The following is a 26,029-nucleotide window of genomic DNA, read 5'->3' as shown; positions in this document are numbered from 1 at the left end:
GTCAGTTGGATGACAGCTCGAGCCAGATCGGTGCATGGTCAGAGGGTTTTTCCATGCCGCGCAGCGCATAGTCCACGCCGGCCGCCTTGACCCGTGGCAGCAACCCGGTCGAGGCCATGATCACATCGATGCGCAGGCCGCGCTTGGGCGTGTCCTCGAAACCGCGGCTGCGGTAGTCGAACCAGCTGAACTGGTCGACCACCTCGGGGTGCAAGTGGCGAAAGCTGTCTACCAGACCCCAGTCCTTCAAGCGTGCCAGCCACTCGCGCTCTTCCGGGAGGAAGCTGCACTTGCCGGTTTTCAGCCAGCGCTTGGCATTGTCGGGGCCGATGCCGATGTCGCTGTCTTGCGGGGAAATGTTGATGTCGCCCATGACGATCAAGGGCTGGTCGTTGCGGTATTCGCGTTCCAGCAAGGCTTGCAAGTCGCTGTAGAAGCGCTGCTTGGCCGGGAATTTGGTGGGGTGGTCGCGGCTTTCGCCCTGGGGGAAGTAGCCGTTCATGATGGTCACGGCGGCGCCGCCGGCGTCGGCGAAGGTACCGTAGATGAAGCGCCGCTGAGCCGCTTCGTCGTCACTGGCAAAGCCCTTGTGCAGGCTCAGTGGCGCCTGGCGCGACAGCAAAGCCACGCCGTAATGGCCCTTCTGCCCATGAAAGTGCACGTGGTAGCCCAGCGCTTCGATTTCGGCGTAGGGAAACTGCTCGTCCGACACCTTGGTTTCCTGCAGGCCGATGACGTCCGGCTGGTGCTTGTCGATCAGCGCGGCCAGTTGGTGGGGGCGGGCACGCAGACCATTGATGTTGAATGAGACGATCTTCATGGGCCGGCAATCCTGAACAAAACCGCGATGCTAACGGAGCGCACCGCGCATCGCCAGTGGAACTGCCGGCTGCCTGTGGCCTCCATTATTGGGCACAGAGCGTTTCGCTCGACCGTTTGCTCAAGGAGTTGCCCCATGTCAGGCCAAGCCGTTGCCGAGATCCGCTCACTGGACCGTGGCTATTCCCGCGAGATCCGGGCCTTGTTGTTTCAGACCTACCGGCACGACGCAACCTTTGCCTGGGTGTTCGAGGCCGAGCGCAGCGGTTATGAACAACGCGTGCTGGCCACCGTGCGCCAGCGCGTGAAACAGCATTTCCTGCAGGACCTGCCGGCCTTGGGGCTGTTGCTCGATGACCGTCTGGTCGGAGTGGCCCTGATCGCGCCGCCCCAGCGTCGTCTCGGGGTCACTGAAAGCTGGGCATGGCGCATGCGCATGGTCATCGACACCGGGCTGGATTGCACCCGGCGTTATCTGGAATACCATGATGCGGTAATGGCCTGCGTGCCCACCGACGCCGTGCATGTCCTGCCGATGCTGGGGCTGCACAGCGATTTCGAGGGCGCGCACTTTGCCGGGCAACTGCTGGCCGCCGTCCACGACTGGTGCGCCGTAGACGAGCATTCCGATGGCGTGGTGCTGGACACAGGCAACCCGCACTACCTGGATTTCTATCAGCAGAACGGCTATCAGCAGCTGGGCGAAATCGCTGTAGGGCCGGTGCTTGAGCACGTGTTCATGCACCCCAGCCCGCAACTGGTGGAGCGCATGGTGGCCGAGGCCTGACGGCAGCGGATGTTATGTGTCGGGAAACATATTTTGCCGGGGGGCCGTGATAGCATTCGCGCCTATGACGTTCTATCTGCCAAAATTTTCCACGCGCGGCGGCATGATGCTGCTGTGTGTCAGCCTCGGTGCCCAGGCCCAGGGCGTTCTCGAGGTCCGGGTGCAGCCTGCGGATGCCGCGTTGCAGGCCAATATCGAAGGCTATATCGGCAGTGTCGCCGAGCGTGACGAGCGGGCCTTGCGCCGCTCCCAGCGCGCGGCCCGCGAACAGGCGAGCAAGGCCGCCCAGGCCCTCGGTTTCTACCATGCACAGATCGACAGCAGCGTGCGGGCGGGCAGCAATCCCACATTGCTGTTGACAGTCCGGCCCGGCGAACCTGTGCGCCTGCGCCATGTGACCTTGCGCGTGGAGGGGGCGCTCTCGGCACTCAAGGGCTTCCGCCTGCCGGACGTCAAGGCGCTGCAGCCGGGCCAACCGTTGAACCACGGCCTCTACGACGATGCCAAGCGGCTGATCCTCAATCAGGCGTCGCGCTATGGCTTCTTCAGCGGCCACTTCACCGCCCAGCGCCTGGCGGTGGACCCCGAAGCCAATGTGGCCGACATCGAACTGGTATACGAAAGCGGCCCGCGCTACACCCTGGGTACCGTGCATTTCGAAGGTGACACGCCGTTCGACGAGAGCCTGTTGCAGCGGCTGGTGCCCTTCAAGGGCGGCACCCCCTACGATTCCAATCTGGTCAACGAGCTCAATCAGGCCTTGCAGTCCAGTGGCTACTTCGAGGGCGTACTGGTGGACGCTTCGCCGACGTCGGCGACCGCGCAGAAGATCATCCCGGTGCAGGTCCGCCTGACCCTGCGCAAGCCGCGCACCATGGGCCTGGGCGTCGGCTACTCCACCGACGTGGGGCCACGCTTGAAGTCGAACTGGACGCGCCACTGGGTCAATTCGGCCGGTGACAGTTACGGCGCCGAGGCGGAGCTCTCGGCGCCCCGGCAGAACATCGGCCTGTGGTACGACACACCCCTGGACCCGCCGCTCACCGACAAGCTGCGTTGGGCCGGTGGCTATCAATATGAGGAAATCGCCGACACCGACAGCCTGAGCAAACTGCTGACAGTGGGGCCCGAATGGCACAGCAAGCTGCCCAGTGGCTGGGAACGAGTGATTTCCCTCAAGTTGCAGCATGAAGAATATCGTTTGGGCAATGACACCGGCCAGAGCACCTTGCTCATGCCGGGCATCAGTTATGGTTACCTGAAAAGCGACAACAAGGTCGACCCGCACAATGGCTACCGGTTGCAATTCGACGCCGAAGCGGCCAAGGAAGGCATCGGCTCGGACAACAACCTGGTGCATGGCAACGTGTTGCTCAAGGGCCTGACCACCCTGGGGCAGAATCACCGCCTGCTCGGCCGTCTGCAATTTGGCGGCAGTATCACCAATGGCTACAAGACCATTCCACCGTCCTTGCGCTTCTTTGCCGGCGGCGACCAGAGTGTGCGCGGCTACGGTTATCAGGAACTGTCCCCGGAAAACTCCGACGGCGACCGCATCGGCGGCCGCTACCTGGTGGCAGGCAGTGTCGAGTATCAATATTCCATCGCCGAAAAGTGGCGCATCGCGACCTTCATCGATCAAGGCAACGCCTTCAACACCTTGCAACTGCCCAGCCTGAAGACCGGGATCGGTATCGGCATTCGCTGGGTTTCACCCGTGGGGCCGATCCGCATCGATCTGGCGCACCCGATGGACGATACTGGCGGGGTGCGCCTGCATTTTTCCATGGGGCCTGAATTGTGAGGCAGTGGGTGACAAGAGCGCTGAAATGGGCAGGCATCGGCATCGCCGGGTTGCTGGTGCTGATGCTTCTGGCCATGCTCGGGGTGTACGCCTTGCTGAGCAGCGAAAGTGGCAGCCGCTGGGTGCTGGCGCGGGTGCCCGGTTTGCAGGTCGAGCAGTTCCAGGGGCAGCTGGTGGGGCGCTGGAGTGCAGCCCGCCTGACCTGGCAACAGGGTGGCGATCATATCGTGGTGGGCGGGCCGTCGCTGGACTGGCAACCGGAGTGCTTGCTGCGTGCGGCGCTGTGCATTGATTGGCTGCAAGCCGAAAGCGTCGACATGAGCTTTGCGCCCGGCGCCAAGGCACCCGCCGGCGGTCCAGTGCTGCTGCCCGAACTGAAGCTGCCTCTGGCCATCGAGTTGGGGGATGTGCAGCTGGGCGTGCTGCGCCTGGATGGCAATGAGCTGGTACGGGGCGTCAAGCTGGTCGCCCGTTGGCGCGACAACGGCATGCAGATCGAAACCGCGCACCTGCAACACGGCGATCTTGTCCTGGACCTCACGGGCCAGCTGCAACCTACCGGTCAGTGGCCCCTCAACGCCGATGTGCAGTTGCAGTTGCCGGAGGTCAGTGGCAGGCCCTGGCAGCTGGCGCTGACCGCTCAGGGGCCATTGCAGGACGTGCTGCACTTGACCGGGCAAAGCACCGGCTATCTGACGGGGCAACTGCAAGGTCAGGTCAAAGCCCTCGATCCCGATCTGCCGGCCCGGTTGAGAATCACTTCCGACGCGTTCAAGGCCAGTGGTCAATTGCCCGATACTCTGACGTTGCAGCACCTGGTGTTGAACGCCGCTGGCGACCTGCAAGCCGGTTACCGTATCGACGGTCAGGCACAGTTGCCGGCCGAACAGGGCAGCATCGGCCTGGCCCTGCGCGGCCGTGCCGATGCACATCAGGCACAGATCGAGGCACTGGACCTGACGGCCTCCGATACCCAGCACTTGGGCATCAGCGGCCATGTGGACTGGCACGATGGCCTGGTCATCGAGAGCAGGGTCGGCTGGCGAGACTTCCCCTGGGAGCGTCTGTACCCGCAAGCCGCGCCCGTGCCGGTGAAGCTGCGCCGGCTGGATGGCGAGATCAGCTATCGGGACGGCAACTACCTGGGCAACGTCCAGGGCGATCTCGACGGCCCGGCGGGGGCCTTCAGCGTCCTCACCCCCTTCAGCGGCAATCTCCAGCAGGTATTTCTGCCACAGCTGCAAGTCACTGCTGGCAAGGGCCAGGCCAGCGGGCACCTGAACCTGAAGTTCGCCGACGGTCTGGCCTGGGACACGGCGCTGCAATTGAGCGACATTGATCCGGCCTACTGGCTCGCCCCATTGCCGGGCGATCTGGGCGGGACTTTGCGCAGCAGCGGCCAGTGGGTCGACGGCAAGCTGAACCTGGATGCCGACGCCGACATCAAGGGGCGCCTGCGCGGTCAGCCCGCCGTGTTCCAGGTCCAGGCCAAGGGCGTCGACCAGCGCTGGCTGTTGAACAACCTGCAAGTGCGCCTGGGCGATAACCGTGTGCAAGGCATGGCGAGCCTTGACCAGCGGGTGGCAGCAAAACTGGACCTTGACCTGCCGCGTCTGGGCCAGCTATGGCCAGGCCTGCAAGGGCAGCTCAAGGGCCGACTCGACGCCAGTGGCAGCCTGCAAGTGCCTCAGGGACAGCTCCAGTTGCAGGGGCAGCAGCTGGCGCTGGCCGGCAATCGCATCCAGAGCATTGCCCTGACCGCCGGGCTGGATGCACGCCAGCGTGGCAGTCTGGACTTGCTTGCCAGCGGCCTGCACAGCGGCGACAGTGACCTCGGCACCCTGACGGCGAAAGGTTCCGGAGACCTGAGACAACAGGCTGTGCAACTGGGCCTCAAGGGGCCGTTGCTGACCCTGGCGCTGGCTGTCGATGGAGGTCTGGCTCAGGGCAACTGGCGCGGCCGGCTGGTGAGCGGCGACATCCAGGCCGGGGGTCAGGACTGGCGCTTGCAGGGCCCGGCCCGGCTCGAGCGGCTGGCGAACGGCACCGTCAATTTCGGCGCCCACTGCTGGCGCTCCGGGCCCGCCAGCCTGTGCGGCGAAGACCAGCGCCTGGCGCCCGACCCCAGTCTGCGTTATCACCTCAAGGGTTTCCCGCTGAACAGCCTGCGCCCCTGGCTGCCTCGTGATCTGGCCTGGCAGGGTGATCTCAATGCCGACCTGCAGCTTGACCTGCCGGCCAGCGGCCCCCGCGGTCGGGTCACAGTGGACGCCAGTGGCGGCACCTTGCGCATTCGTGATCAAGGCCAGTGGCTGGTGTTTCCGTACCAGGCCCTGACGTTGAACAGCCAGCTCAACCCGCGGCGGGTCGACACCGAGCTGAATTTCGCCGGCGGCAAGCTCGGTACCCTGCGGGTCAGTACCCAGATCGACCCCTTGGCCCCGGACAAACCGGTGTCCGGCGAGTTTACCCTGGCGGGTCTGGACATTTCAGTAGCGCGCCCCTTTGTGCCGCAAATCGACAAGCTCGCCGGCCAGCTTGACGGCAGCGGACGCATCGCCGGCCTGTTGCTCACCCCGCGCATCAACGGCAGCATCACCCTGAGCAAGGGCGAGGTCTCCGGCGGCCAGTTGCCCACCCCCTTGCAGGACCTCAAGGTGATGGCCACGATCAATGGCGAAAACCTGCAACTGGACGGTGCCTGGAAGAGCGGGGATGCCGGGCAGGGCACCCTCGCCGGTCACCTGGACTGGGCCCGGGGGCTGGCAGCGCAACTCTGGATCAAGGGCGCGCAATTGCCGGTCACTGTGGAACCCTATGCCTCGCTGGAAGCCGCGCCGGACCTCAAGATCGAGTTGGCCAACGATCACCTTGCCGTCTCCGGCAAGGTGGCCGTGCCCAAGGGCAGCATCACCATTCGGCAATTGCCGCCATCGACGGTCAAGGTGTCGGACGACACGGTCATCATCGGTCAACAGGCGCCCTCCGCCCCGCCGCTGGCGGTGGCCATGGACATCGACGTGATCGTCGGCACCGACAAGCTGACCTTCAGTGGTTTCGGCCTGACCGCCAACCTCGCCGGGCATGTGCACATCGGCGACAATCTGGACACCCGTGGCGAATTGACCCTGAACGACGGGCGCTATCGTGCCTATGGCCAGCGTCTGACCATTCGCCGCGCCCGGTTGTTGTTTTCCGGGCCTGTGGATCAGCCCTATCTGGACATCGAAGCCATCCGCCAGACCGACGACATCATCGCCGGCATTCGCCTGAGCGGCAGCGCCGAGCAGCCCACCAGTACGGTCTTTTCCGAACCGGCGATGGGGCAGGAAGAAGCGCTTTCATACCTGGTCCTGGGACGGCCGCTGAGCACCACGGGAGAAGACAACAACATGCTGGCGCAGGCGGCCCTGGCGCTGGGGTTGGCGGGGAGTTCATCGACGGCCGGCAAGCTGGCCAGTGACCTGGGCATCAAGGACTTCCAGCTCGACACTCAAGGCAGCGGTACCACCACCAGCGTGGTGGCCAGCGGCAACCTGACCGACAAGCTGATCCTGCGTTATGGCGTCGGAGTGTTCGAGCCGGCCAACACGGTCGCCTTGCGCTATCTGCTGAGCAAGAAGCTGTATGTCGAAGCCGCTAGCGGTGTGGCCAGCTCGCTGGATATCTTTTACAAACGTGATTTCTAGTGGGGAGCCTGCGCGAGATGGCATCCGGGACTCAGACGGCCCCCGCCTGGCGCCGGATATTGCCGATCTGGCGCAGGCTCAGCCCATAACGGTCTGCCAGCACACTGCGTGAACAGCCCTGTTCGGTGGCACGGTGAATCTGCAGGTTGCGCAATTGACGCTCGAAGTGATCGGCCTTGGGGATTTCCAGGGCGGTGCCGGCGTAGCGCCGGATCAGTTCGGCCAAGGCCTCGATCGGCAGCCACTGGGACAGCGACGTACGCCTTACGTGTTTGGGAATATACTTGGGGCGGCCGCCGTAGCGGCGGGTCATGCAGTAGGCGTTTTCCAGGCCGATGCATTCGATCAATGTCTGCAGCGAGGCGGGCAGTTGGCTGATGTCTATCTGATTCAAGTCCTTGACGTCCATGTTCGATCCCTTGTGCTCTGTCTATGAGAAGTGCGCGTGCCAGATCGGCCAGTTCATTCTCGGGGGCAGGGCGAGTCGCCGCTAGGCGCTGCACGGGCGTGGACGGGCCGGTATTGGTGATGCAGGCTGTAGGAATAGCGGAAGGTGGGAGTAGGAGATTCTGCCGGTTTACGGCGGCAAGCCTTGAATGCTGGTCAATCAAGGGCGGTAGGGCTGCGAGGCATGGCTGAAGGTGAGGTGGACCTGCCCCGCAAACGGGGCAGGTCGTTGTTACAGCAGTCGGGTGTCAGCCGCGAAAGCCTGGGCCGCCTCCGCCTCCGCCACCACCGCCACCACCGCCACCGTGATAGCCACCGCCATCACCGCCGCCGCCGCCGCCGCCGCCGTGGCCACCACCACCTCCACCCGGCGGAAAGAACAACCAGCAGCCACTCAGGCTGAGGGTCAGAATAAGGGGAATCAGCAATGTGATTCGACGAAGCATCAGTAAATCCTCATGTTGGAAAGTGCCGGCCCCGTGAGCGCGGCTGGCACTGTAATATGAGACCCCACACTGGCGCGCTTATTCCGCCTGTCGCGTAAGTGCTTGGTAAGACTCAGGATACACAGCGGACACAAGGTCATCAGGAACACCTCCATGAATCAAAAGCAACGCCTCAAATACTCCCTCCTCCTGTCGGTGGTGGTGCTGGCCATCATGTTCGGCCTGACCGGGCTCGAGAAAAGCGGCCATCTCACCGAAGAGACGTTCAAGTACATCGCCATCGCGGTTGCCATCGTGGTCGTGGTCATCAACGGCTACATGCGTCGCAAAGTCCGTTCTTGAGGTTCAGGGTATCGGCAGCGTGAACGGATCACGGCCCAGCAGCATGACCAGCAGGGCAATCGAGTCGGCGTTGGCCAGTATCACGGCGATGCGTTTGTCCTCGTCGGCGTAGAATGCGTTGCGGGCATCGTCCATGTTCTGGCAGCCGGTTTCCTTGAGCACCCGTGCGCTGGCATCCGGGTCCAGATCTTCGAGAGGTTGCCAACGGCCCCCCACCAGGCGCTGAAACAGCCGCGCCCACGGGGTCGTGACTGACAGGCGATTGTCCTGCAGGTCGCTTACATCAGCCTTGAAGCTGGGGTCTACCGGGTCGGTCGGGTCGATAAGGTCACGGTACGGCGCACCCGGCTCCACGTAGGCAATGTCCTCGGCGTCGTGTACCAGGTGGGAAAGCTCGTGGATGAGCGTAGCGGCGCGCATGTGGGCTGGCAGTTCGAAGGGTGCCAGCAGTCGTCCGTGCTGGTAGCGTATGCGCGTCGGCAGATCGAAAAACAGTTCGGAAAAGAAGATCCGTCTGGCCGCATCGTCCTTGGCCACCATGGCGATGAGGCGTTCGCCAGCGGTGGGCAGGTTGATGCCGTAGGCAAAACGCGGGGAGCTCCACGGCGACAGGCTGCTGTCCAGCAGTTCGGTATAGAGCGCAGCGGTGCACTGTAGCACTTGGCCGATCAGATGCGGGGAGGGTGTTGCCACACCGAAAAAGTCGGCCAACACCCGACTGCTCTGTGCCGGCAAGGGGTCACCGGGGCGGTCTGCGTGCAGATTGTCCAGTGCCACTTCCAGCCGCCGTTTGGCGTAAGCGTGGGCTTGGCCGATACGCCGAGCCTTGTCCATGGAAAAGGCGCGAATGGCGGGCATGCCGATCGCGCGCACGGTGAGTAGTTGACTGATGCCCGAACTGGACGACTGCTGACGCACGCACCGACTCTGAAAACCGCCGAACCGAAAATCCCACAGCCGCTCAAGCTGCCATTGCCGTTGGGCGTCCGCATGCAGGCGGGGGCCGCAATGGTGTTCGGTCCCGATGCGGGTCAGGCCCTCGGCCTGCCACACGGGGTAGACGCGGCCGTCAGTCTGGGCATAGCGGCTGCCATCGGCGGCCTGGTACAGACCGCTTGCCGGATCGTGCTTCAAGCTGCCAAGGGCCGTGGACGTTTCGAAGCGCCTGAGCTCGGTGGCCAGTAGCGGGTCGCTGGACACCTGCGCTGCCGGCGTCCGGATCGCTTGGACCCCGTCGGCGGCCAGTGGCCCCAACGCCAGCAGTGCCAACGCCAACTGGCCCAGGCTGGCCCCCCATTGGTGTCGATCAGCCGCCTCGACGGCCGCGTCCAGTTCTACGATGCCGCCCCACAGCCCGAGCAACTGGGCCAGCCGACCCTCGGCCAGAAACGACATCTGCTCGATGCCCAGCCCCATCAGAAAGGTGAACGACGCCCAATGCGCCTCGCCGCTGCTGACCGACTGGCTGACTGCCAGTGCCTGGATCAGCGCGACCCGGTCGGTAAACAGCAGGTGCCAGGCATTGCCGTTCCACGCTTGAGTGGCCAGTTGCACAGGTGTTGCCGGCAGATCAAAGTCGAGGGGGTCGACGCTGTCGGCGAACCGATGGGCCTGGCGCAGGCCGCCATGGGCATAAAGGCTGCGCCGCGACGGCGCCACCTGCTGCACGATCAGGGTTTGCAGCGGCCCCTCCGCACGGGCCGCCGCCAACAACGTTTCATCGCTGGCGAACTCCTTGAAGACAAAGCGCGCGCCCACTGCCGCATAAAGCACCACGGGACCTGCCAGCGGCCCGATCAGGTACAGGTCCGTCACCCGGTCGGCCATCACGTCCGGGGCCGGCAGCAGCGCCATGGGTCGCAGGTGGACGGTATGACCGCCGACGGCTTTGCGTGCCGCGCCGTCGGGCATGCTCAGCACGGCATCCACCCAGGCAAACCCCTGGGCGCTAATGTCCCCCGAGAGCCGCGCCTGAATCGCCGCCACGCGCAGCTGGGCCTCGGAGCGCGCCGCAAAATGCTGGCGGCGATGGTTGTACAGCGGCGCGGTGCTGGACAGCTGCTGGTGCAGCAGCTGGCGGTAGCCGCCGCCAATGTCGAGGCCGTCCACCAGCCGATGCAGTTCGCGCGGCGTCATCCAGTCCGGTATCGGGCTGCCGTCGCTCTGGTGCGCGCGAAGGACGGCCGTCTGGCTGCGAGAAAAATGGCTGATGGCGTAGGCCGTCAAGGTATTGGTCTCGGTCAGGGTCGCGGCGGCGACGCTGGCCGGGATAAACCCGGTGTGGCCGAACACCCAGGGCGCGGCCGGGATGTGGGTGGCCATCTCGATGCGAACCTTGTCCGGGTCCAATGCCGGCGCCGGTTGCCGCCGTGCCAGTTGTGGCATGAGCCTTGAGCGCGCGTAATCGTGCAGGGAGGGGATGCCGGACCGATAATCCGGCACCTGCTCTTCGGTGCGGTGCAGTTGATCGAGGGCGATGGCATATTCACGGCGCGCTGCGTTGCTGGCCGCCAGCAGCCATGGCGGCAAAACCTTGGCCAGCGCCACGGCCGGCAGATTCTGGCACAGTTGCTCGAGGCGGTTCGCAAGGTCCTGGTCTTGCGCAGCCAGCGCCAGGGCATTGTCGAGCGCAGGCAAGGGCATGTGCAATGCTCGGCAGCGCGCCCAGCTTTGGGCAACGGCGGTGAGCTGGCGTTGCTGCTCGGCGCTTTGCAGGTCCAGCTCCCGTGCGGTGTCCACGGTTTTCACCGCCGTCAAATCAGAGGTCAACTTGAGTTCCAGGGCTGCTGTCTGTTGACGCACATCCAGCAGAGCCGTCAGTTGGGCCTGTCGCGTGCTCAGCAGCAAGGCCCGGTAAAGGACTTCCAGGCGCGCCTGGGAGGTGTCCAGGAGGGTTTCGATCAGGCGTCCGGGCCAAGGATTCAGCAGCCCGCCCGGCTGTTTGGCCATGATCCGTTTTGGAACGCCTGGTTCGCCCAGCCGATCCAGAAACAGCCCCATCAGGTCTGTGTAACTGCCATCGGCCAGGGTCACCCGGATCAACTCGGCATCGCCCAGCCGCGGGTCAAGGGCCGCCACCGCCATGTTGAGGCGCGCCCGCGCGCAGGTGTCGAGGTTGATGCGACGGGTTTCCAGCTCATACAGACGGTAGCGCAGGGCGAACGCCAGGCTGGGCAGGCTCTGCTCGGTGCTCAAGGGTGTCAGGCCTGCGTCGGGGGTAGTGGGCAAGCGTTGCAGGCTCGGACTGATCAACGGCAGCACATCGCAGGCCGCCACCAGATCACGCGGGGCACCAGGAGGCAGCCCCAGGGTGAAGGCCAGATTGCGTTTCTGCAAGCCGATCAGCGAGTCGGCCCGATCCACGAACAGGTCGTGGCTCGGCGCGTCCAGGCGCAGCGCCGGTCGGCGCAGGGTACGCAGGGCGGCCTGATCATTGAAGGACAGATACGCGCTCAGGCGCCCGCTCCAGGCTTCAGCTATCAGCCAGTCGTGCAGCGCCGACTGGCTGGCAAACAGATGCAGGCCCAGGTTCGTCAGGTAGAGAAACCACAGGCCGTGGCTGTCGCTGGCGTCGTGCAGCAGCCAGACTCCCGCCAGTTTGATCGGTGATTGCGGATCGCTGTAGAGCGACAGCTTGTGCACACCCTGGCGGCTGACCGCCTGTTTGAGCCAGCGCGCTTCCTGTGGCTGCAGCAATTGTTCGTGCTCGGCCTCCAGCACGCTGTACTGGTAGGCGTCGGCCAGAACCCCGGCCAGTTGTTGACGGCGCGAGGCAGCATGGCTGGCCGGCTCGTTCCAGAATTGGCTGATGGCGGCTTCTGCCGACTCGGTGTCGCTGTGCCGGGCAATGACGGGCAGTGCTGCCCATTGCTCCTGGAACCGTTCCAGGCGTTCGAGATGAGCCTGGGCGATGTATTGCATGCGCGTCTCGAACATGGACTCGTCTGCCCTGATGGCTAGCAGCCTGATCTCGCCACCGTCCAGCCGCTCTTGCAAGGTGGCACTCAAGCTCGCGCGGTCGTCGAACGATTCCAGGCCGTACCAGCTGCTGTGGAGAAAGTAACCGGGCTCGGCCTGATCGACGCCGACCTCCAGCACCCAGGTACCCGCCAGTGAACCAGGCAGGGGAAGGAGATCGGTGCGCATCAGGTGGTGGGCCCGTACCTGCGGCGGCAGCTTCCCGGAGAGTGCCAGCGCATCGAGGGCCGTGCGGCAGGCTTGATCAAGGGAGGCGATGCGCACATCGCGGGCAAAGTCGGCCTGCAAGGCCGGGGGCAGGTAATGACGCGTGAGCATGGAAAATCCTCGCAGCTGCGTGCCCTGAGCGAAGTGACAGGGCGGGGCGGGGACTGTTGCGCGGCGCCCAGCGGGATCGGCGTTACATAGTGCTTGCGTCGGGTTGACGTCGCCGTGGGGCAGCTGTTAACAAGGCCTTTTGATTGCGGAGCCCGCTCATGAGCGCCTTGCCCCTGGATTCACCTGAGACCGTGACCTTTGCCGAGTTGGTGGACCTGTTGCAGCGGATCTTTCTGCGCCATGGTGTCGCCGAGGAGGTGGCCGCCGCCTTGGCCCACAACTGCGCGACTGCCGAACAGGACGGGGCTCACAGTCATGGGGTGTTTCGCATACCCGGCTATCTGTCGACCCTGGCCAGCGGCTGGGTCAATGGCCAGGCGGTGCCGCAGGTGGAGGACGTCGCCGCAGGCTTTGTACGTGTCGATGCCGGGGGCGGGTTTGCTCAGCCGGCCTTGGCGGCGGCGCGCGAGCTGCTGATCGGCAAGGCCCGCGAGACCGGGATCGCGATTCTGGCTATTCGCAACTCCCACCATTTTGCGGCCTTGTGGCCTGACGTCGAACCGTTCGCCAGTGTAGGGCTGGTGGCCTTGAGCGTGGTCAACAGCATGACCTGTGTGGTGCCCCAGGGCGCCAGCAAACCGCTGTTCGGCACCAATCCGATCGCCTTTGCCGCCCCATGCGCCGGGACCGATCCGGTGGTGTTCGACATGGCCACCAGCGCCATGGCCCACGGCGACGTGCAGATTGCCGCCCGCGAAGGCCACAACGTGCCGGCAGGCACCGGCGTGGACCGCGATGGCCAGCCGACCCTCGACCCCCAGGCGATTCTCGACGGGGGTGCACTGCTGCCTTTTGGCGGGCATAAAGGCTCGGCGCTGTCGATGATGGTCGAACTGCTGTCGGCGGCGTTGACGGGTGGCCACTTTTCGTTCGAGTTCGACTGGTCGCAACACCCGGGGGCTCGGACGCCATGGACAGGGCAACTGCTGATTGTCATCGACCCGGACAAAGGTGCCGGGCACAGTTTTGCAGAGCGCTGCCGCGAATTGGTCGACGAGATGAAAGGGGTAGGCGTAACCCGCCTGTCAGGCGACCGGCGCTACCGCAACCGCGCGCAGGCACAGGTCAGCGGTATTGTGCTGCCCGGCGCCGAACTCACGCGCTTGCGCGAGCTGGCGCAGGGCTGAAGCGCCGCTCAGTCGCGGCGGCCCAGCAGCAGGCCGACCACCAAACCGAAGCCGGCGGAAATGGCCACGGTCTGCCAGGGGTGGCCACCGATGTAGGTCTGCGTGGCCTCGACCACTGGTTGAGCACGGTTGCCCAGGGTAGTCAGGCCGTCGCGGGCCTGCTTGAGTTTGGCGTCAAGCTGTTCGCGCAGGCCTTCGCCTTCCTCGCCGACCAGCGAGGCGGCATCGTTCAAGAGTTTTTCCGACTGTTCGATCAACGCTTGCAGCTCGCTGAAGGCCTGATCCTTGATTTGTTCCCCATGCGCCTGGGCGGCGGTCTTGCGAGCCATGTGCGTACTCCTGGATGTTAATGGCAGTGATCAATGGAGCTTTTTACGCGGCGAAAGTTGCACCGTCCGGCGCAAGAAACGTCTTGTTACGGTGTAAGATGTTTCACACATTTTTCCGTGACACCCGCAGGTATTTCCATGAGCTTCAATCTGGCCAATCGCAGCCTGGCCGAGCGCGCGTCGCTCGAAGACGAAAAGTCCCGTTTGTACGAGCTTTGGCAAGCCAACCTGGGCAAGGCCAAGGCCGACGCCACGCGCCTGATCAGCGAGAAAGCCAAGCGCAAGGGCAAGTGGTCGGAGTGGGTGCGCAACGAACTGGACGGCATGTCGCCGCCCGAGTACGCGAACATGGTGCGGGGCGAGGTCAATCGGTTGATGGCGGCGGCGCGCTGATCGATGCTTCGCCCCCGGCTAGTTGCGCGGCAAGCGCAACTGCCCGCTGTCACTGAAGCGCACCGTCCCGAACAAGCCGCCCGCCAGTTTTCCGTGCAGCGTATAGGGCAGGTTGTCCAGGCTTTGATTCTGGCTCAGCCCCAGCGCCTGGCGCAGCGCCGAGAACGCCGAAACGCTGAGCGGCACATCCAGCACCTGCTCGGAAAAACGCTCCAGCCGCCCATGCTGATTGCTCACCCCCGAGGCCAGCGGTTGCCCGTTGACCTCCAGGTCCAGCGCCAGGCCGTCGTAGTCGATGGCACTGTCGTTGGGGTTCTGCACCCGCAGCTTCACCGAGAACCGCACTTCCAGGTCCTGGGACGGCAACGGGTCGATACCGACCACGGTGATGCGCAGTGGGTCGCGTTGCGGAAACAGGGCACAGGACGCCAATAGCAGGGCCATCAGGCAGGCGGTGATCAGTTTGGGCATGGAAGATCCTGTCGGCGACTGAGTTGAAGTGGGTGGCGTGGGCGTTGCCAAGATGCGCTGACGGCCAACCCGGCGTTTCGGGCAATCGCGCAGCTCGAGCGGTCAGGCCATCACCCGAATCGGCGACCCGGCCTGCCAGGCCAGCACATCCTCGATCATCTGCGTATAAAACGTCCGATAATTGGCCTCGCTCACATACCCCACATGGGGCGTCGCCAGCACATTGGGCAGCTCGCGAAAGGGATGCCCTGCCGGCAACGGCTCCACCGCAAACACATCCAGTGCCGCGCCGCCCAGGCGCTGTTCGCGCAAGGCATCGATCAGGGCTGCTTCATCGACGATCGGCCCCCTTGAAGTATTGACCAGCAGCGCATCGGGCTTCATCCACGCCAGCGCCTGGGCGTCCACCAGACCGCGACTGCGCTCGCTCAACACCACATGCACACTGAGCACGTCGGCCTGCTCGAACAACGCCTGTTTCTCGACACGGGCTACGCCGACATCGGCTGCGCGAGCCTCGGTGAGGTTTTCACTCCAGGCAATGACGCGCATGCCGAATGCCTGGCCGAACCGGGCGACGCGCTCGCCGATACTGCCCAGCCCCAACACCCCCAGGGTCCTGCCGTGCAGGTCGCGGCCCAGGCCCACCTGCCAGCCGCCGTTGCGCAGGGAATGGGCCTCCACCAGCAGATTGCGGCTCAGGGCCATGATCAGCGCCCAGGTCAGCTCGGGGGCGGCATGTTTGTAACTGTCGCCGCCGCAGACCTGAATGCCCAGCTCGGCAGCGGTCTTCAGGTCGATGGCGGCGTTGCGCATGCCGCCGGTGACGATCAGCTTGAGGTTGGGCAGGCGGCGCAGCAGCGCGGCGTCGAACAGCGTGCGCTCGCGCATCACGCACAGCACCTGGTAGGAGGCCAGGCGCTGACTCAAGGTCACGGTGTCGGCAGGATAGTGGTGCACAAATGTCACCTCGCCGACGGCCGTCAGCGGGCTCCAGTCCACCACGTCGCGGGCAACCGCTTGCCAGTCGTCAATTACAGCTATGGCTAAAGGCATGGCGCACTTCCGTTCAGTTCTGGGGTTTGCTCAGCCAGGCCAGTAACGCCTGGTGAAAACGGTCGGGTTCTTCAATCTGCGGGGCGTGGCCCAGGCCGGCAAACTCCACGAGGGTGCTATGAGGAATCATCTGGCTGACCTGTTTGCCCAGTACGCTGTAGTGGCCGACCCTGGCCTTGACCTCCGGCGGGGCGATGTCGCTGCCAATGGCCGTAGTGTCGGCGTCGCCGATCAGCAACAGGGTCGGCATCTGCAGGTTCTTGAACTCGTGGACCACCGGCTGGGTGAAGATCATGTCGTAGATCAACGCCGAGTTCCACGCCACCACGTTGTGCCCCGGCCCCTGATTGAGCCCGACAAGCATGTTCACCCAGCGGTCGTACTCCGGCTTCCAGCGGCCGCCATAGTAGGTCTGCTGCTCGTAGCGCCTGACGCTGGGGGCATCGAGTTTGACCTCCCTGGCAAACCATTGATCAACGCTGCGCCATGGCACGCCCATGGCTTTCCAGTCCTCCAGGCCGATGGGGTTGACCAGCGCCAGACGCTCGACATCGCCGGGGTACATCAGCGCATACCGAGTGGCGAGCATGCCGCCGGTGGAATGGCCCAGCAGAATGGCCTGGTCGACGCCCAGCTTGTCCAGCAAGTCATGAGTATTGCTGGCCAGCTGCTGGAAGCTGTACTGGTAGTGTTCGGGCTTGCTGGAGGTGCAGAAGCCGATCTGATCCGGCGCGATGACCCGATAACCGGATTCGCTGAGGGTCTTGATGGTGGCCTCCCACGTGGCCGCGCAGAAGTTCTTGCCGTGCAGCAGCACCACGGTATGGCCGTTTGCCTTGCCTTGGGCGGCCACGTCCATATAGCCCATCTGCAGGCTGTTGCCCTGGGAGTCGAACGTGAAGTGCTGCAGTGTGTAGGGATACTCGAAACCCTGCAGCTGCGGACCGTAAACCGGCGTGGCGGCAGGGGGCGCATCGGCGGCCCAGGCGCAACTGCCGAGCAGCCAGGCCAGGGTCAGGCCCAGCGGCCGAAGGGGATGGCGAAGCATCGGTTGTCCTTGTTGGAAGCAAGTCAGGCGCCGGGCAGGGCCTCGACGCGGCGTTTGAGGTTGGCCATGGCCTGCTCGGAGATGCCCGGCAACCGCCCTGAGAGCTTGGGCTGGGGCTCGGTCAGCGCAAAGGTCAGGGTGCGCTTGAACAGCGTGCCCGAGCCTTGATGGTGCAGGTCGTAACGCACCCGCCCTTCACCTTTGAGCGAGGTAAACTGGGTTTCGAAGGCCACGGGGCGCTCGTCCAGCACGACTCGGTGTGTCAGAGTCAGTTCATCGCCCATCAGGTCGACCACTTCCTCGAACTGCGTATCGCTGGGCGGTGTGCCACCGTCCCCGGCATCGGCGCGCAGCGATGTCGGATGCCAATCTGACCAGTGTTCCGGTTGAGTGGCATAGTCGTAGACCTGATTGATCGACGCCTCGATATAGATTTCACCAACACTCTGCTCAAGCATGATTAACATTCCTGCGATGGCTGACTGGAAGACTGGCACTAGCGTAGACCCGCATCCAGACTTGGGTGGGCCCTTGCATTGTTCTTCATTAAGGCACCCCATGGCGCAAAAAGATTCCATATCCACGCAAATGGTTCTCGAAGGCTTGTCGCAGAGCCTGGGTACGGACGATGAAAAAACCCGATTGCTGGCCTCGGCCGGGATCGACCTCGAACGTCTGCGAATGCCCGGCGCGCGAGTTTCCGCTCGGGCCTACGCGCGGTTCTGGCGACAACTGGCCCGTGCCACCGATGACGAGTTCTTCGGCATGGATCGCCGTCCGCTGCGCAGCGGCAGCCTGGCGTTCATGTGTCGCGCCGCCATCAGCCAGCCGACCCTGGCGCAGGCGCTGGAGCTGCTGCTGCAGTTTTTGAACCTGATGCTGGACAACACCCAGGCGCAGTTGCAGGTGCAGCAGGGGCTGGCCCAGATCACCTTCAACGACACGCACCTGGCACCCCGCCGGGCCTTTACCTATTTCACCTACTGGCTGCTGGTACAAGGCCTGACGGCCTGGCTGGTGGATCGCCGTCTGCCGGTGGTGGCGGTGGAGCTACGTTGCCCGGCGCCCGATTACACCGATGACTACCGTGTGCTGTTCAGCGACAACCTGCGTTTCGACCGCCCGCAGTCCCGCCTGGTACTGGCTGCCGAATGCCTGCAATGGCCCGTGCGCCGGGTCATGGCGCAGGTGCCGGGTTTTCTCGCCGCCGCGCCGGGCAACTTGCTGGTGCGTTATCGCGACCCTGACAGCCTGGGCCAGCGTATCCGCCAGCAACTGCTCGGCCTTCCCGCCGCGCAGTGGCCGGAGATCGAGGCGCTGGCCGAGCAGTTGTGCATCTCGGGCTCGACCCTGCGCCGGCGCCTGGCCGAAGAGGGGCAGGCCTGGCAAGGGGTCAAGGACAGCGTGCGCAAAGAATTGGCCTTGGGTTGGCTGGCCGACCCCGGCATCGGCCTGGACGACATGGCGCAGCGCCTGGGCTATGCCGACCGCCGAGCGTTCTACAAGGCGTTTCGCCATTGGACCGGCGCCACGCCGGGTCAATACCGGGCATTGGTCACCCAAAGTGTCCAAAACGTGCAGGGCGGTTAAGCGTTCAGGGCCTAGCGCAATGTGACCGTTGGCGTGAGCATCCAGGCTTGTCATCAGGAGGGCTCACATGGACATTGCCGATCACGTCTTTCTGGTCAGCGGCGCCGCTTCGGGCCTGGGCGCCGCCACCGCGCAGATGCTGGTGGCGGCAGGCGCCCGGGTCATGTTGGTGGATATCAACCCCGAAGCCCTGGCCGAGCGCGCGGCGCAGCTGGGACACAATGCCGCCTATCACGTGGCCGACATCTGCAACGGTGCGGCGGCGCAGGCGGCGGTGCAGGGCGCAGTCCAGGCGTTTGGCGGCCTGCATGGGCTGGTGAGTTGCGCGGGCATCGTCACCGGCGAAAAGATCCTCGGTCAGCAAGGTCCCCATGACCTGGGCCGCTTTGCCCGGATCATCGAGGTCAACCTGATCGGCAGCTTCAACCTGCTGCGCCTGGCCGCCAGCGCCATGGCCGAGCAGGCGGTCAACTCGGCGGGAGAGCGCGGGGTCATCATCAACACCGCATCGGTCGCTGCCTTCGACGGGCAGATCGGCCAGGCCGCCTATGCCGCCTCCAAGGGGGGCATTGCCGCCATGACCTTGCCCGCCGCCCGCGAACTGGCGCGCCATGGCATCCGCGTGATGACCATTGCGCCTGGCATTTTCGAAACGCCCATGATGGCCGGCATGAGCGAGGAGGTGCGCGCCTCGCTCGCCGCCGGCGTGCCGTTCCCGCCGCGACTGGGGCGGCCCGACGAGTATGCGGCGCTGGTGCGGCACATCCTCGAGAACACGATGCTCAATGGTGAGGTCATCCGTCTGGACGGTGGTTTGCGCATGGCGGCCCGTTAAAACAATATTCGTCAAAAAACAAGAGAGACGAGAATGAATCAGGACCCGATTGTCATCGTCAGCGCCGTGCGCACGCCCATGGGCAGCTTGCAGGGCGATTTAAGCTCGCTGACCGCCCCGCAACTGGGGGCCGTTGCCATTCGTGCAGCGGTCGAGCGCGCAGGCGTGCCCTTGAATGCCGTGGATCAAGTCCTCTTCGGCAACGTGTTGTCGGCGGGGCTGGGCCAGGCACCGGCGCGCCAGGCAGCGCTGGGCGCAGGCCTGAGCGCCGCGACACCCTGTACCACCCTGAACAAGATGTGCGGCTCTGGCATGCAGGCCGTGTTGCTGGGCCATGACGCCTTGCTCGCCGATTCTGCCAGCGTGCTGGTGGCCGGCGGCATGGAAAGCATGTCCAACGCACCCTATCTGCTGGATCGCGCCCGCGGTGGCTATCGCATGGGCCATGGCCGGTTGCTGGACCACTTGTTCCTCGACGGTCTGGAAGATGCCTACGAGCCTGGGCGGCTGATGGGCACCTACGCCGAGGATTGCGCTCAGCGCATGGGCTTTTCCCGCCAGGCGCAGGACCACTATGCACTGACTTCCTTGCAGCGGGCCCGCGAGGCCATGGCCCATGGCGCGTTTGCCCGCGAACTGGTGGCGGTGGACGTGCGCGTCGGCAAGGAGGCGCGACAGATCGACAGCGACGAACAACCGCCCAACGCCCGGCCCGACAAGATCCCTTCCCTCAAGCCGGCCTTTCGCGAGGGCGGCAGCGTGACCGCGGCCAATTCCAGCTCGATTTCCGACGGTGCGGCGGCACTGTTGTTGATGCGCCGCAGCGAAGCCCGGCGCCGTGGCCTGATGCCGCTGGCGCTGATCCATGGGCACAGTGTGTTTGCCGACGCCCCCGGGCTGTTCCCCACGGCGCCCGTCGGGGCCTTGAACAGGTTGGTCGAGCGGGTCGGCTGGGCGCTGAAGGACGTCGACCTTTTCGAGATCAACGAAGCCTTTGCCGTGGTCGCCATGGCCGCGATGCAGCAGCTCGATCTGCCCGCCGAAAAGCTCAACGTCCATGGCGGCGCCTGCGCCCTGGGGCATCCCATCGGCGCTTCCGGGGCGCGGATTCTGGTGACCTTGCTGTGGGCCTTGCGCCAGCGCCAACTCAAGCGCGGCATGGCCGCCATCTGCATCGGCGGCGGCGAAGCCACCGCCGTTGCCATCGAATGCCTGTACTGACTGATAGCGGGGGTTTTCAACATGCTGCCCAATGCCGAACAACAACAGATCAGCGATGCCGCGCGTGAATTTGCTCAAGAGCGTCTGCGCCCGTTCGCCGCGCAGTGGGATCGCGATCACAGCTTTCCCCACCAGGCCATGGTCGAAATGGCCGAGCTGGGCTTTTTCGGCATGCTCGTGCCGGAACAGTGGGGTGGCAGCGACACTGGCTACGTGGCGTATGCCATGGCTCTGGAAGAAATCGCCGCCGGCGATGGTGCCTGTTCCACCATCATGAGCGTGCACAACTCGGTGGGCTGCGTGCCCATCCTCGACTTCGGCACCGAAGCGCAAAAGGCCCGTTTCCTCGAACCTCTGGCCAGCGGGGCAATGCTCGGCGCCTTCGCGCTCACCGAAGCCCAGGCCGGCTCCGATGCCAGCCACCTTAAAACCCGTGCCCGCCGCGACGGCGACCATTACGTGATCAACGGCAGCAAGCAGTTCATCACCTCGGGCAAACAGGCCGGCGTGGTGATCGTATTCGCCGTCACCGACGTCGAAGCGGGCAAGCGGGGTATCAGCGCCTTTCTGGTGCCCACCGACACGCCGGGCTATCAGGTCACCCGGGTCGAGCACAAGCTCGGCCTGCATGCCTCGGACACCTGCCAGATCGTCTTCGACGAAGTGCGTATTCCCGCCGAGTACCGGCTGGGCGAAGAAGGGCAGGGGTACAGGATCGCCTTGGCCAACCTCGAAGGCGGACGTATCGGCATTGCCGCCCAGGCCGTGGGCATGGCCCGGGCCGCGTTCGAGGTGGCCCGCGACTATGCCCGCGAGCGGCAAAGCTTCGGCAAGGCGCTGGTGGAGCATCAGGCGGTGGCCTTTCGCCTGGCCGACATGGCCACGCAGATCGCCGTGGCCCGGCAAATGGTGCTGCATGCCGCGACCCTGCGCGACAGCGGTCGGGCGGCCCTCACCGAAGCCTCCATGGCCAAGCTGTTCGCTTCGGAAATGGCCGAGCGAGTCTGTTCCGATGCCTTGCAGACCCTGGGTGGCTACGGCTACCTGAATGACTTCCCCCTGGAGCGCATCTACCGTGACGTGCGCATTTGCCAGATCTACGAAGGCACCAGTGACATCCAGCGCCTGGTCATCGCGCGCAACCTCTAGGCTCGCAGCCACGGCATATTGATTCGGAATATTTCGCGCCAGCCAGCCTGATTGCGAGTATTTCGGCCTCGCTTCATGGGGTCATTCCTATTTCGCCGGGCTTTTGTTCGGCCTCCTGTTCAGGGAAGCAGGAAATTTCCTACAAGTGACTGTTTTGGCTGATTTTTAGCTGATGTTTCCATGCTTTGGCTTCGTCCGCGTTCCTGTTATAGCTCTCCACCGCCTAGGGAAGTTCATCCGTTCGGATGCCTTTCCCATAATAATTCCAATGGAGAGCACCCCTCATGAAATACCCCGTTCGCCTGCATCTGCTGGCCGCGCTGGCCATGTCCAGCTTGAGCCTGCCCGCCCTGGCCGCGCCGACGTTCATCAACATCCTGACCGGTGGCACCAGCGGCGTGTATTACCCCATCGGCGTTGGCCTGTCGCAGATCTACGGGCAGCAGATCGAGGGGGCCAAGGTCACCGTGCAGGCCAGCAAGGCGTCGGTGGAAAACCTCAACCTGCTGCAGAACGGCCGTGGCGAGCTGGCGCTGGCCCTCAGCGATTCGGTGGGCGACGCCAGCCGCGGGGTGGCCGAGGCGGGATTCAAGCAGCCGCTGGACAGGCTGCGGGCCATCGCGAATGTCTACCCCAACTACATCCAGATCGTCGCCAGCCAGGCCTCGGGCATCACCCGCCTGGAAGACCTCAAGGGCAAGCGCATCTCGGTGGGTGCACCCAAGTCAGGCACCGAACTCAACGCCCGCGCCATCCTCAAGGCGGCCGGCCTGACCTACGCGGACATGGCCCAGGTGCAGTTTCTGCCCTACGCCGAGTCGGTGGAATTGATCAAGAATCGCCAGCTGGACGCGACCTTGCAGTCGTCCGGGCTGGGCATGGCCGCCATCCGTGACCTGGCCGCCAGTGTGCCGGTCCGCTTCGTGCCGGTGGCCGCCGAGGTGGTGGCCGCCATCGGCGACCCGGCCTATCAGGCTTTGCCGATCCCGGCCGGCACGTATGACGGCCAGAACGAAGACGTGCCCACGGTGGCGATCAGCAACCTGCTGGTCAGCCACACCGGGGTGAGCGATGACATCGCCTACCAGATGACCCGTCTGATGTATGAGAACCTGCCCCGGCTGGGCAATGCACACTCGGCGGTCAAGACCATCGATATCAAGACGGCCGCCCGACATCTGCCGATCGAGTTGCACCCGGGTGCCAAACGTTACTATGAAGAAGTCGGGGCGCTCTGAGCATGGTTGAAGTCAAGCCCAAGCAAGCGCTGCCGGCGACGACCTGGACGCGTACGCTGTTCTTGGTCGCCCTCGCCTTCGCGAGCTTCCAGGTTGTCACGGCGGCCTTTCATCCCTTGTCCAGCCAGGTGTTGCGGGCGGTGCACGTCGGTTTTCTGCTGGTGATGGTCTACCTGGCCCTGCCCGCGAGCGGTCAGTGTCTGCCGGCGCGTTTGGCCGGCTGGGTGCTGGCGTTGGCGGCGCTGGCCACCGCCGCCTACCAGTGGGTCTTCGAGGCCGACCTGATCCAGCGCTCCGGAGACCTCAGCAGCGCCGACCTGTGGGTCGGTATCTTGCTCACGGCGCTGGTTTTCGAAGCGGCCCGACGGCAGATGGGCCTGGCCTTGCCGTTGATCTGTGGCTTGTTCATCGCCTATGCGCTGCTGGGCCAGCATCTGCCGGGGAGCCTGGCCCATCGGGGCTATGAACTGGATCAACTGATCAACCAGCTGGCGTTCGGTACCGAAGGGTTCTATGGCACGCCGACCTACGTGTCGGCCACCTACATCTTCCTGTTCATCTTGTTCGGCGCCTTTCTCGAGCAGGCAGGGATGATCAAGCTGTTTACCGATTTTGCCATGGGCCTGTTCGGACACCGGGTCGGCGGCCCGGCCAAAGTGTCGGTGGTGTCCTCGGCCTTGATGGGCACCATCACCGGCTCTGGCGTGGCCAACGTGGTGACCACCGGCCAGTTCACCATCCCGTTGATGAAGCGGTTCGGCTACGGCGCCGGATTTGCCGGCGGGGTCGAGGCCACGGCGAGCATGGGCAGCCAGCTGATGCCGCCGGTGATGGGGGCGGTGGCGTTCATCATGGCCGAGACCCTTGACGTACCCTTCACTGAAGTGGCCAAGGCGGCGCTGTTGCCGGCCCTGCTGTATTTTGCTTCGGTGTTCTGGATGGTTCATCTGGAGGCTCGGCGCGCGGGATTGAGCGGCCTGCCCAGGGAGCAATGCCCCGACCCCTGGGCGGCGCTGCGCCAGCGCTGGTACTTGCTGATCCCGTTGGGGATCCTCATCTACCTGTTGTTTTCCGGGCACACGCCGTTGTTCTCCGGCACGGTAGGGCTGGCGCTGACCGCTATCGTCATTCTCGGTTCGGCCCTCGCGCTGCGGGTCTCGAACGGCAAACTGCGTTGCGCCTTCTGGGTTGCTCTAGGCCTGTTGTGCAGCGGCTTTTTCGCCATGGGTATCGCGGTGGTGTTTGCGGTAATCGCCGCACTGGTCGGCCTGTGCGCCTGGCACCGCGGCTCGCGGGCGACCTTGCGCCTGTGCCTGCAAGCACTGGTGGAAGGGGCCCGGCATGCCGTGCCGGTGGGCATCGCTTGTGCGCTGGTGGGGGTGATCATCGGGGTGGTATCGCTGACAGGTGTGGCGTCCTCGTTTGCCGGTTTCATTCTCGGTATCGGCGAAAAGAGTCTGTTCCTCTCGTTGTTGCTGACCATGCTCACCTGCCTGGTGCTGGGGATGGGCATTCCGACCATCCCCAACTACATCATCACCAGTTCCATCGCCGCACCCGCGCTGCTGGAACTGGGGGTGCCGCTGCTGGTATCGCACCTGTTCGTGTTCTATTTCGGCATCCTCGCCGACCTGACCCCGCCGGTCGCCCTGGCCTGTTTCGCGGCCGCGCCGATTGCCCGGGAAAAGGGGCTGACTATCAGCCTGTGGGCGGTGCGCATTGCTATCGCCGGGTTCGTCGTGCCGTTCATGGCGGTGTATGAGCCGGCACTGATGCTGCAAGGCGGTGGCGTGCTGGCGGTGCTCTATGTGCTGGCCAAGGCGGCCTTGGCAATCGGCCTGTGGGGCGCGGTGTTCACCGGTTTTCTGACGCAGCCCTTGGGGTTGTGGGAACGCTTGACCGGCCTGGTCGCCGGGGTGTGCCTGGTGGTCGCGCTGCCCTGGAGCGACAGCCTGGGCTTCGCGCTGGCCGCCTTGGTGGTTGCGCACTCTCTGTGGCGGGCTCGGCGGCTCCCATGATCGGCGTCTGCCTGGGGCTGGCCGGGGTGATCTGGGCACAGCTGCCCGTCGGAGCGTTTTCGCTGGCGTGGGAGCACAGTGTGGAGAAAGTCCGCTGGGAGGAGGATTACCAGGTTCGCGGGCGCGAGCTGTATCTGGCCGAAGCCCGGGTGCAAGGCAGTGGGGCCGGAATGGAAATGCCGGCCGGGGCGCGGCTTGATCGGGGCTTCTGGCATTATCGGCCGCAGCTGATCCTGCCATTACTGCGCCTCGGGCGTACGCCCGAGGCAGGGGATTATCAGCTGTGCCAGGCGGCGGGGTGTCGGCCGATGAGTGATTGGTTGGGAGCGCCGGATGCGGCATTGCCGGTGGTGGAGGTTTGGGGGTGTGACGTGGGTCTTGATGAGAGGCTCTGACACCCTCTCATAAGGCTGGATACACTATCCCGATCGGGTTCCAGTTGCGTGTCTCGCGTGGCCATCGTCCCGCTCTTATCCTCGTGCTGCTGAGCCCGTGTCACGAAGCGGATTCGGCTATGCCGGTGTACCAGCCAACCTCGCAATCTGGCTTTTGATCGTGATTGTCCGCGCCCTCAGCATGCCAATGCGGGCGCGGAGGCCTTTTGCTTCCTTTTGGCTGGGCCGGCACTCCGGCCTTTCCAAAAGGGAGTCGCTGTAAAAGCGAAAGGGGCCTTCAGCCACCCTGGAGATGCCGGATAAGCTAGCTGCATTTCGTAGCAACACGAAGATCGTCAGACCGACCCACATTTCGATGGGCATATCCATTTTACGCAGAGGTGCAGTCTCACCTTTTCGCCCTTACGGCGACTCCCTTTTGGAAAGACCCAAAAGGAAGCAAAAGGTCTCCGCACCCGCATTGGCCCTA

General features: G+C 64.5%; 22 protein-coding genes. 13 read left to right on the top strand and 9 right to left on the bottom strand.

The window, feature by feature from the left end:
• Position 1: 1 nt before the first annotated feature.
• Complete coding sequence (xthA, locus tag HB675_RS23685; protein WP_213881590.1) at positions 2-820, bottom strand: exodeoxyribonuclease III; 819 nt, start codon at positions 818-820, stop codon at positions 2-4.
• 135 nt (positions 821-955) lie between these two features.
• Here xthA and HB675_RS23680 point away from each other — a divergent pair, with 135 nt between their 5' ends.
• From HB675_RS23680 to HB675_RS23670, 3 genes are all read left to right on the top strand, one after another.
• Positions 956-1,606, top strand: a complete 651-nt coding sequence (locus HB675_RS23680; RefSeq protein ID WP_213881589.1) for a GNAT family N-acetyltransferase — start codon at positions 956-958, stop codon at positions 1,604-1,606.
• Between the two features lie 103 nt (positions 1,607-1,709).
• A complete protein-coding gene (locus HB675_RS23675) occupies positions 1,710-3,410 on the top strand; it encodes an autotransporter assembly complex family protein (RefSeq protein ID WP_256737664.1) in 1,701 nt (566 codons plus the stop codon).
• Positions 3,411-3,472: 62 nt separating this feature from the next.
• On the top strand, positions 3,473-7,099 hold the full coding sequence (locus HB675_RS23670) for a translocation/assembly module TamB domain-containing protein (protein ID WP_213881639.1): 3,627 nt from the start codon (positions 3,473-3,475) through the stop codon (positions 7,097-7,099).
• 31 nt (positions 7,100-7,130) lie between these two features.
• Here HB675_RS23670 and HB675_RS23665 read toward each other — a convergent pair whose 3' ends face one another.
• The gene (locus tag HB675_RS23665) at positions 7,131-7,508 is read right to left on the bottom strand and encodes a Mor transcription activator family protein (protein ID WP_213881587.1); all 378 of its coding nucleotides are present in this window, start codon (positions 7,506-7,508) and stop codon (positions 7,131-7,133) included.
• 286 nt (positions 7,509-7,794) lie between these two features.
• Entirely contained in the window at positions 7,795-7,992 is a 198-nt protein-coding gene (locus tag HB675_RS23660) for a hypothetical protein (protein WP_213881641.1), read from the bottom strand.
• A 153-nt stretch (positions 7,993-8,145) separates the two neighbouring features.
• Here HB675_RS23660 and HB675_RS23655 point away from each other — a divergent pair, with 153 nt between their 5' ends.
• Positions 8,146-8,334, top strand: coding sequence for a hypothetical protein (locus HB675_RS23655; RefSeq protein WP_213881586.1), 189 nt, complete (start codon positions 8,146-8,148; stop codon positions 8,332-8,334).
• Positions 8,335-8,337: 3 nt separating this feature from the next.
• Here the strand turns inward: HB675_RS23655 and HB675_RS23650 are convergent, their stop codons facing one another.
• Complete coding sequence (locus HB675_RS23650; protein WP_213881585.1) at positions 8,338-12,630, bottom strand: DUF6543 domain-containing protein; 4,293 nt, start codon at positions 12,628-12,630, stop codon at positions 8,338-8,340.
• 158 nt (positions 12,631-12,788) lie between these two features.
• Here HB675_RS23650 and HB675_RS23645 point away from each other — a divergent pair, with 158 nt between their 5' ends.
• Complete coding sequence (locus tag HB675_RS23645; protein WP_213881584.1) at positions 12,789-13,817, top strand: Ldh family oxidoreductase; 1,029 nt, start codon at positions 12,789-12,791, stop codon at positions 13,815-13,817.
• Positions 13,818-13,825: 8 nt separating this feature from the next.
• Here HB675_RS23645 and HB675_RS23640 read toward each other — a convergent pair whose 3' ends face one another.
• Entirely contained in the window at positions 13,826-14,146 is a 321-nt protein-coding gene (locus tag HB675_RS23640) for a DUF883 family protein (protein ID WP_213881583.1), read from the bottom strand.
• A gap of 138 nt (positions 14,147-14,284) precedes the next feature.
• Here HB675_RS23640 and HB675_RS23635 point away from each other — a divergent pair, with 138 nt between their 5' ends.
• Entirely contained in the window at positions 14,285-14,539 is a 255-nt protein-coding gene (locus tag HB675_RS23635; RefSeq protein ID WP_213881582.1) for a hypothetical protein, read from the top strand.
• A gap of 18 nt (positions 14,540-14,557) precedes the next feature.
• On the opposite strand, the gene HB675_RS23630 is transcribed toward HB675_RS23635, so the two are convergent.
• The 4 genes from HB675_RS23630 to HB675_RS23615 all read right to left on the bottom strand — a co-directional run bounded on the left by HB675_RS23630 (position 14,558) and on the right by HB675_RS23615 (position 17,572).
• A complete protein-coding gene (locus HB675_RS23630) occupies positions 14,558-15,010 on the bottom strand; it encodes an LEA type 2 family protein (RefSeq protein ID WP_213881581.1) in 453 nt (150 codons plus the stop codon).
• Positions 15,011-15,112: 102 nt separating this feature from the next.
• A complete protein-coding gene (locus tag HB675_RS23625; RefSeq protein ID WP_213881580.1) occupies positions 15,113-16,066 on the bottom strand; it encodes a D-2-hydroxyacid dehydrogenase family protein in 954 nt (317 codons plus the stop codon).
• Between the two features lie 13 nt (positions 16,067-16,079).
• Positions 16,080-17,114 (bottom strand): alpha/beta hydrolase, encoded by a 1,035-nt coding sequence (locus HB675_RS23620; protein WP_213881579.1) that lies wholly within the window; start codon positions 17,112-17,114, stop codon positions 16,080-16,082.
• A gap of 23 nt (positions 17,115-17,137) precedes the next feature.
• On the bottom strand, positions 17,138-17,572 hold the full coding sequence (locus tag HB675_RS23615) for an SRPBCC family protein (RefSeq protein ID WP_213881578.1): 435 nt from the start codon (positions 17,570-17,572) through the stop codon (positions 17,138-17,140).
• 100 nt (positions 17,573-17,672) lie between these two features.
• On the opposite strand from HB675_RS23615, the gene HB675_RS23610 reads away from it, so the two are divergent.
• The 7 genes from HB675_RS23610 (at position 17,673) to HB675_RS23580 (ending at position 25,560) form a co-directional block, all read left to right on the top strand.
• Positions 17,673-18,704 carry an AraC family transcriptional regulator gene (locus HB675_RS23610; protein WP_213881577.1) on the top strand — a complete coding sequence of 344 codons (1,032 nt, stop codon included), beginning with the start codon at positions 17,673-17,675 and terminating at the stop codon, positions 18,702-18,704.
• Between the two features lie 67 nt (positions 18,705-18,771).
• Positions 18,772-19,539, top strand: a complete 768-nt coding sequence (locus tag HB675_RS23605) for an SDR family NAD(P)-dependent oxidoreductase (RefSeq protein ID WP_213881576.1) — start codon at positions 18,772-18,774, stop codon at positions 19,537-19,539.
• Positions 19,540-19,572: 33 nt separating this feature from the next.
• On the top strand, positions 19,573-20,760 hold the full coding sequence (locus HB675_RS23600) for an acetyl-CoA C-acyltransferase (protein ID WP_213881575.1): 1,188 nt from the start codon (positions 19,573-19,575) through the stop codon (positions 20,758-20,760).
• A gap of 21 nt (positions 20,761-20,781) precedes the next feature.
• Positions 20,782-21,909 (top strand): acyl-CoA dehydrogenase family protein, encoded by a 1,128-nt coding sequence (locus HB675_RS23595; protein ID WP_213881574.1) that lies wholly within the window; start codon positions 20,782-20,784, stop codon positions 21,907-21,909.
• A 284-nt stretch (positions 21,910-22,193) separates the two neighbouring features.
• Positions 22,194-23,147 carry a TAXI family TRAP transporter solute-binding subunit gene (locus HB675_RS23590; protein ID WP_213881573.1) on the top strand — a complete coding sequence of 318 codons (954 nt, stop codon included), beginning with the start codon at positions 22,194-22,196 and terminating at the stop codon, positions 23,145-23,147.
• A 2-nt stretch (positions 23,148-23,149) separates the two neighbouring features.
• On the top strand, positions 23,150-25,165 hold the full coding sequence (locus HB675_RS23585; protein WP_213881572.1) for a TRAP transporter permease: 2,016 nt from the start codon (positions 23,150-23,152) through the stop codon (positions 25,163-25,165).
• Positions 25,162-25,560, top strand: a complete 399-nt coding sequence (locus HB675_RS23580; protein ID WP_213881571.1) for a DUF1850 domain-containing protein — start codon at positions 25,162-25,164, stop codon at positions 25,558-25,560. Before HB675_RS23585 ends, HB675_RS23580 begins: the two co-directional genes overlap by 4 nt.
• Positions 25,561-26,029 lie beyond the last annotated feature (469 nt).

Source organism: Pseudomonas sp. dw_358, from assembly GCF_018449655.1.
Lineage (GTDB): Bacteria > Pseudomonadota > Gammaproteobacteria > Pseudomonadales > Pseudomonadaceae > Aquipseudomonas.
Note: the sequence above shows the minus strand (reverse complement) of the source record. Positions and strands in the feature narration are given on the sequence as shown.

Excerpts from the sequence above, each read along its gene's own strand:
- HB675_RS23600 (WP_213881575.1), top strand. The coding sequence starts at position 19,573 with ATGAATCAGGACCCGATTGTCATCGTCAGCGCCGTGCGCACGCCCATG.
- HB675_RS23595 (WP_213881574.1), top strand. The coding sequence starts at position 20,782 with ATGCTGCCCAATGCCGAACAACAACAGATCAGCGATGCCGCGCGTGAA.
- HB675_RS23620 (WP_213881579.1), bottom strand. The coding sequence starts at position 17,114 with ATGCTTCGCCATCCCCTTCGGCCGCTGGGCCTGACCCTGGCCTGGCTG.
- HB675_RS23655 (WP_213881586.1), top strand. The coding sequence starts at position 8,146 with ATGAATCAAAAGCAACGCCTCAAATACTCCCTCCTCCTGTCGGTGGTG.
- HB675_RS23645 (WP_213881584.1), top strand. The coding sequence starts at position 12,789 with ATGAGCGCCTTGCCCCTGGATTCACCTGAGACCGTGACCTTTGCCGAG.
- HB675_RS23680 (WP_213881589.1), top strand. The coding sequence starts at position 956 with ATGTCAGGCCAAGCCGTTGCCGAGATCCGCTCACTGGACCGTGGCTAT.
- HB675_RS23675 (WP_256737664.1), top strand. The coding sequence starts at position 1,710 with ATGATGCTGCTGTGTGTCAGCCTCGGTGCCCAGGCCCAGGGCGTTCTC.
- HB675_RS23585 (WP_213881572.1), top strand. The coding sequence starts at position 23,150 with ATGGTTGAAGTCAAGCCCAAGCAAGCGCTGCCGGCGACGACCTGGACG.
- HB675_RS23670 (WP_213881639.1), top strand. The coding sequence starts at position 3,473 with ATGCTTCTGGCCATGCTCGGGGTGTACGCCTTGCTGAGCAGCGAAAGT.
- xthA (WP_213881590.1), bottom strand. The coding sequence starts at position 820 with ATGAAGATCGTCTCATTCAACATCAATGGTCTGCGTGCCCGCCCCCAC.
- HB675_RS23640 (WP_213881583.1), bottom strand. The coding sequence starts at position 14,146 with ATGGCTCGCAAGACCGCCGCCCAGGCGCATGGGGAACAAATCAAGGAT.
- HB675_RS23630 (WP_213881581.1), bottom strand. The coding sequence starts at position 15,010 with ATGCCCAAACTGATCACCGCCTGCCTGATGGCCCTGCTATTGGCGTCC.
- HB675_RS23580 (WP_213881571.1), top strand. The coding sequence starts at position 25,162 with ATGATCGGCGTCTGCCTGGGGCTGGCCGGGGTGATCTGGGCACAGCTG.
- HB675_RS23610 (WP_213881577.1), top strand. The coding sequence starts at position 17,673 with ATGGCGCAAAAAGATTCCATATCCACGCAAATGGTTCTCGAAGGCTTG.
- HB675_RS23635 (WP_213881582.1), top strand. The coding sequence starts at position 14,285 with ATGAGCTTCAATCTGGCCAATCGCAGCCTGGCCGAGCGCGCGTCGCTC.
- HB675_RS23605 (WP_213881576.1), top strand. The coding sequence starts at position 18,772 with ATGGACATTGCCGATCACGTCTTTCTGGTCAGCGGCGCCGCTTCGGGC.
- HB675_RS23660 (WP_213881641.1), bottom strand. The coding sequence starts at position 7,992 with ATGCTTCGTCGAATCACATTGCTGATTCCCCTTATTCTGACCCTCAGC.
- HB675_RS23615 (WP_213881578.1), bottom strand. The coding sequence starts at position 17,572 with ATGCTTGAGCAGAGTGTTGGTGAAATCTATATCGAGGCGTCGATCAAT.
- HB675_RS23650 (WP_213881585.1), bottom strand. The coding sequence starts at position 12,630 with ATGCTCACGCGTCATTACCTGCCCCCGGCCTTGCAGGCCGACTTTGCC.
- HB675_RS23625 (WP_213881580.1), bottom strand. The coding sequence starts at position 16,066 with ATGCCTTTAGCCATAGCTGTAATTGACGACTGGCAAGCGGTTGCCCGC.
- HB675_RS23665 (WP_213881587.1), bottom strand. The coding sequence starts at position 7,508 with ATGGACGTCAAGGACTTGAATCAGATAGACATCAGCCAACTGCCCGCC.
- HB675_RS23590 (WP_213881573.1), top strand. The coding sequence starts at position 22,194 with ATGAAATACCCCGTTCGCCTGCATCTGCTGGCCGCGCTGGCCATGTCC.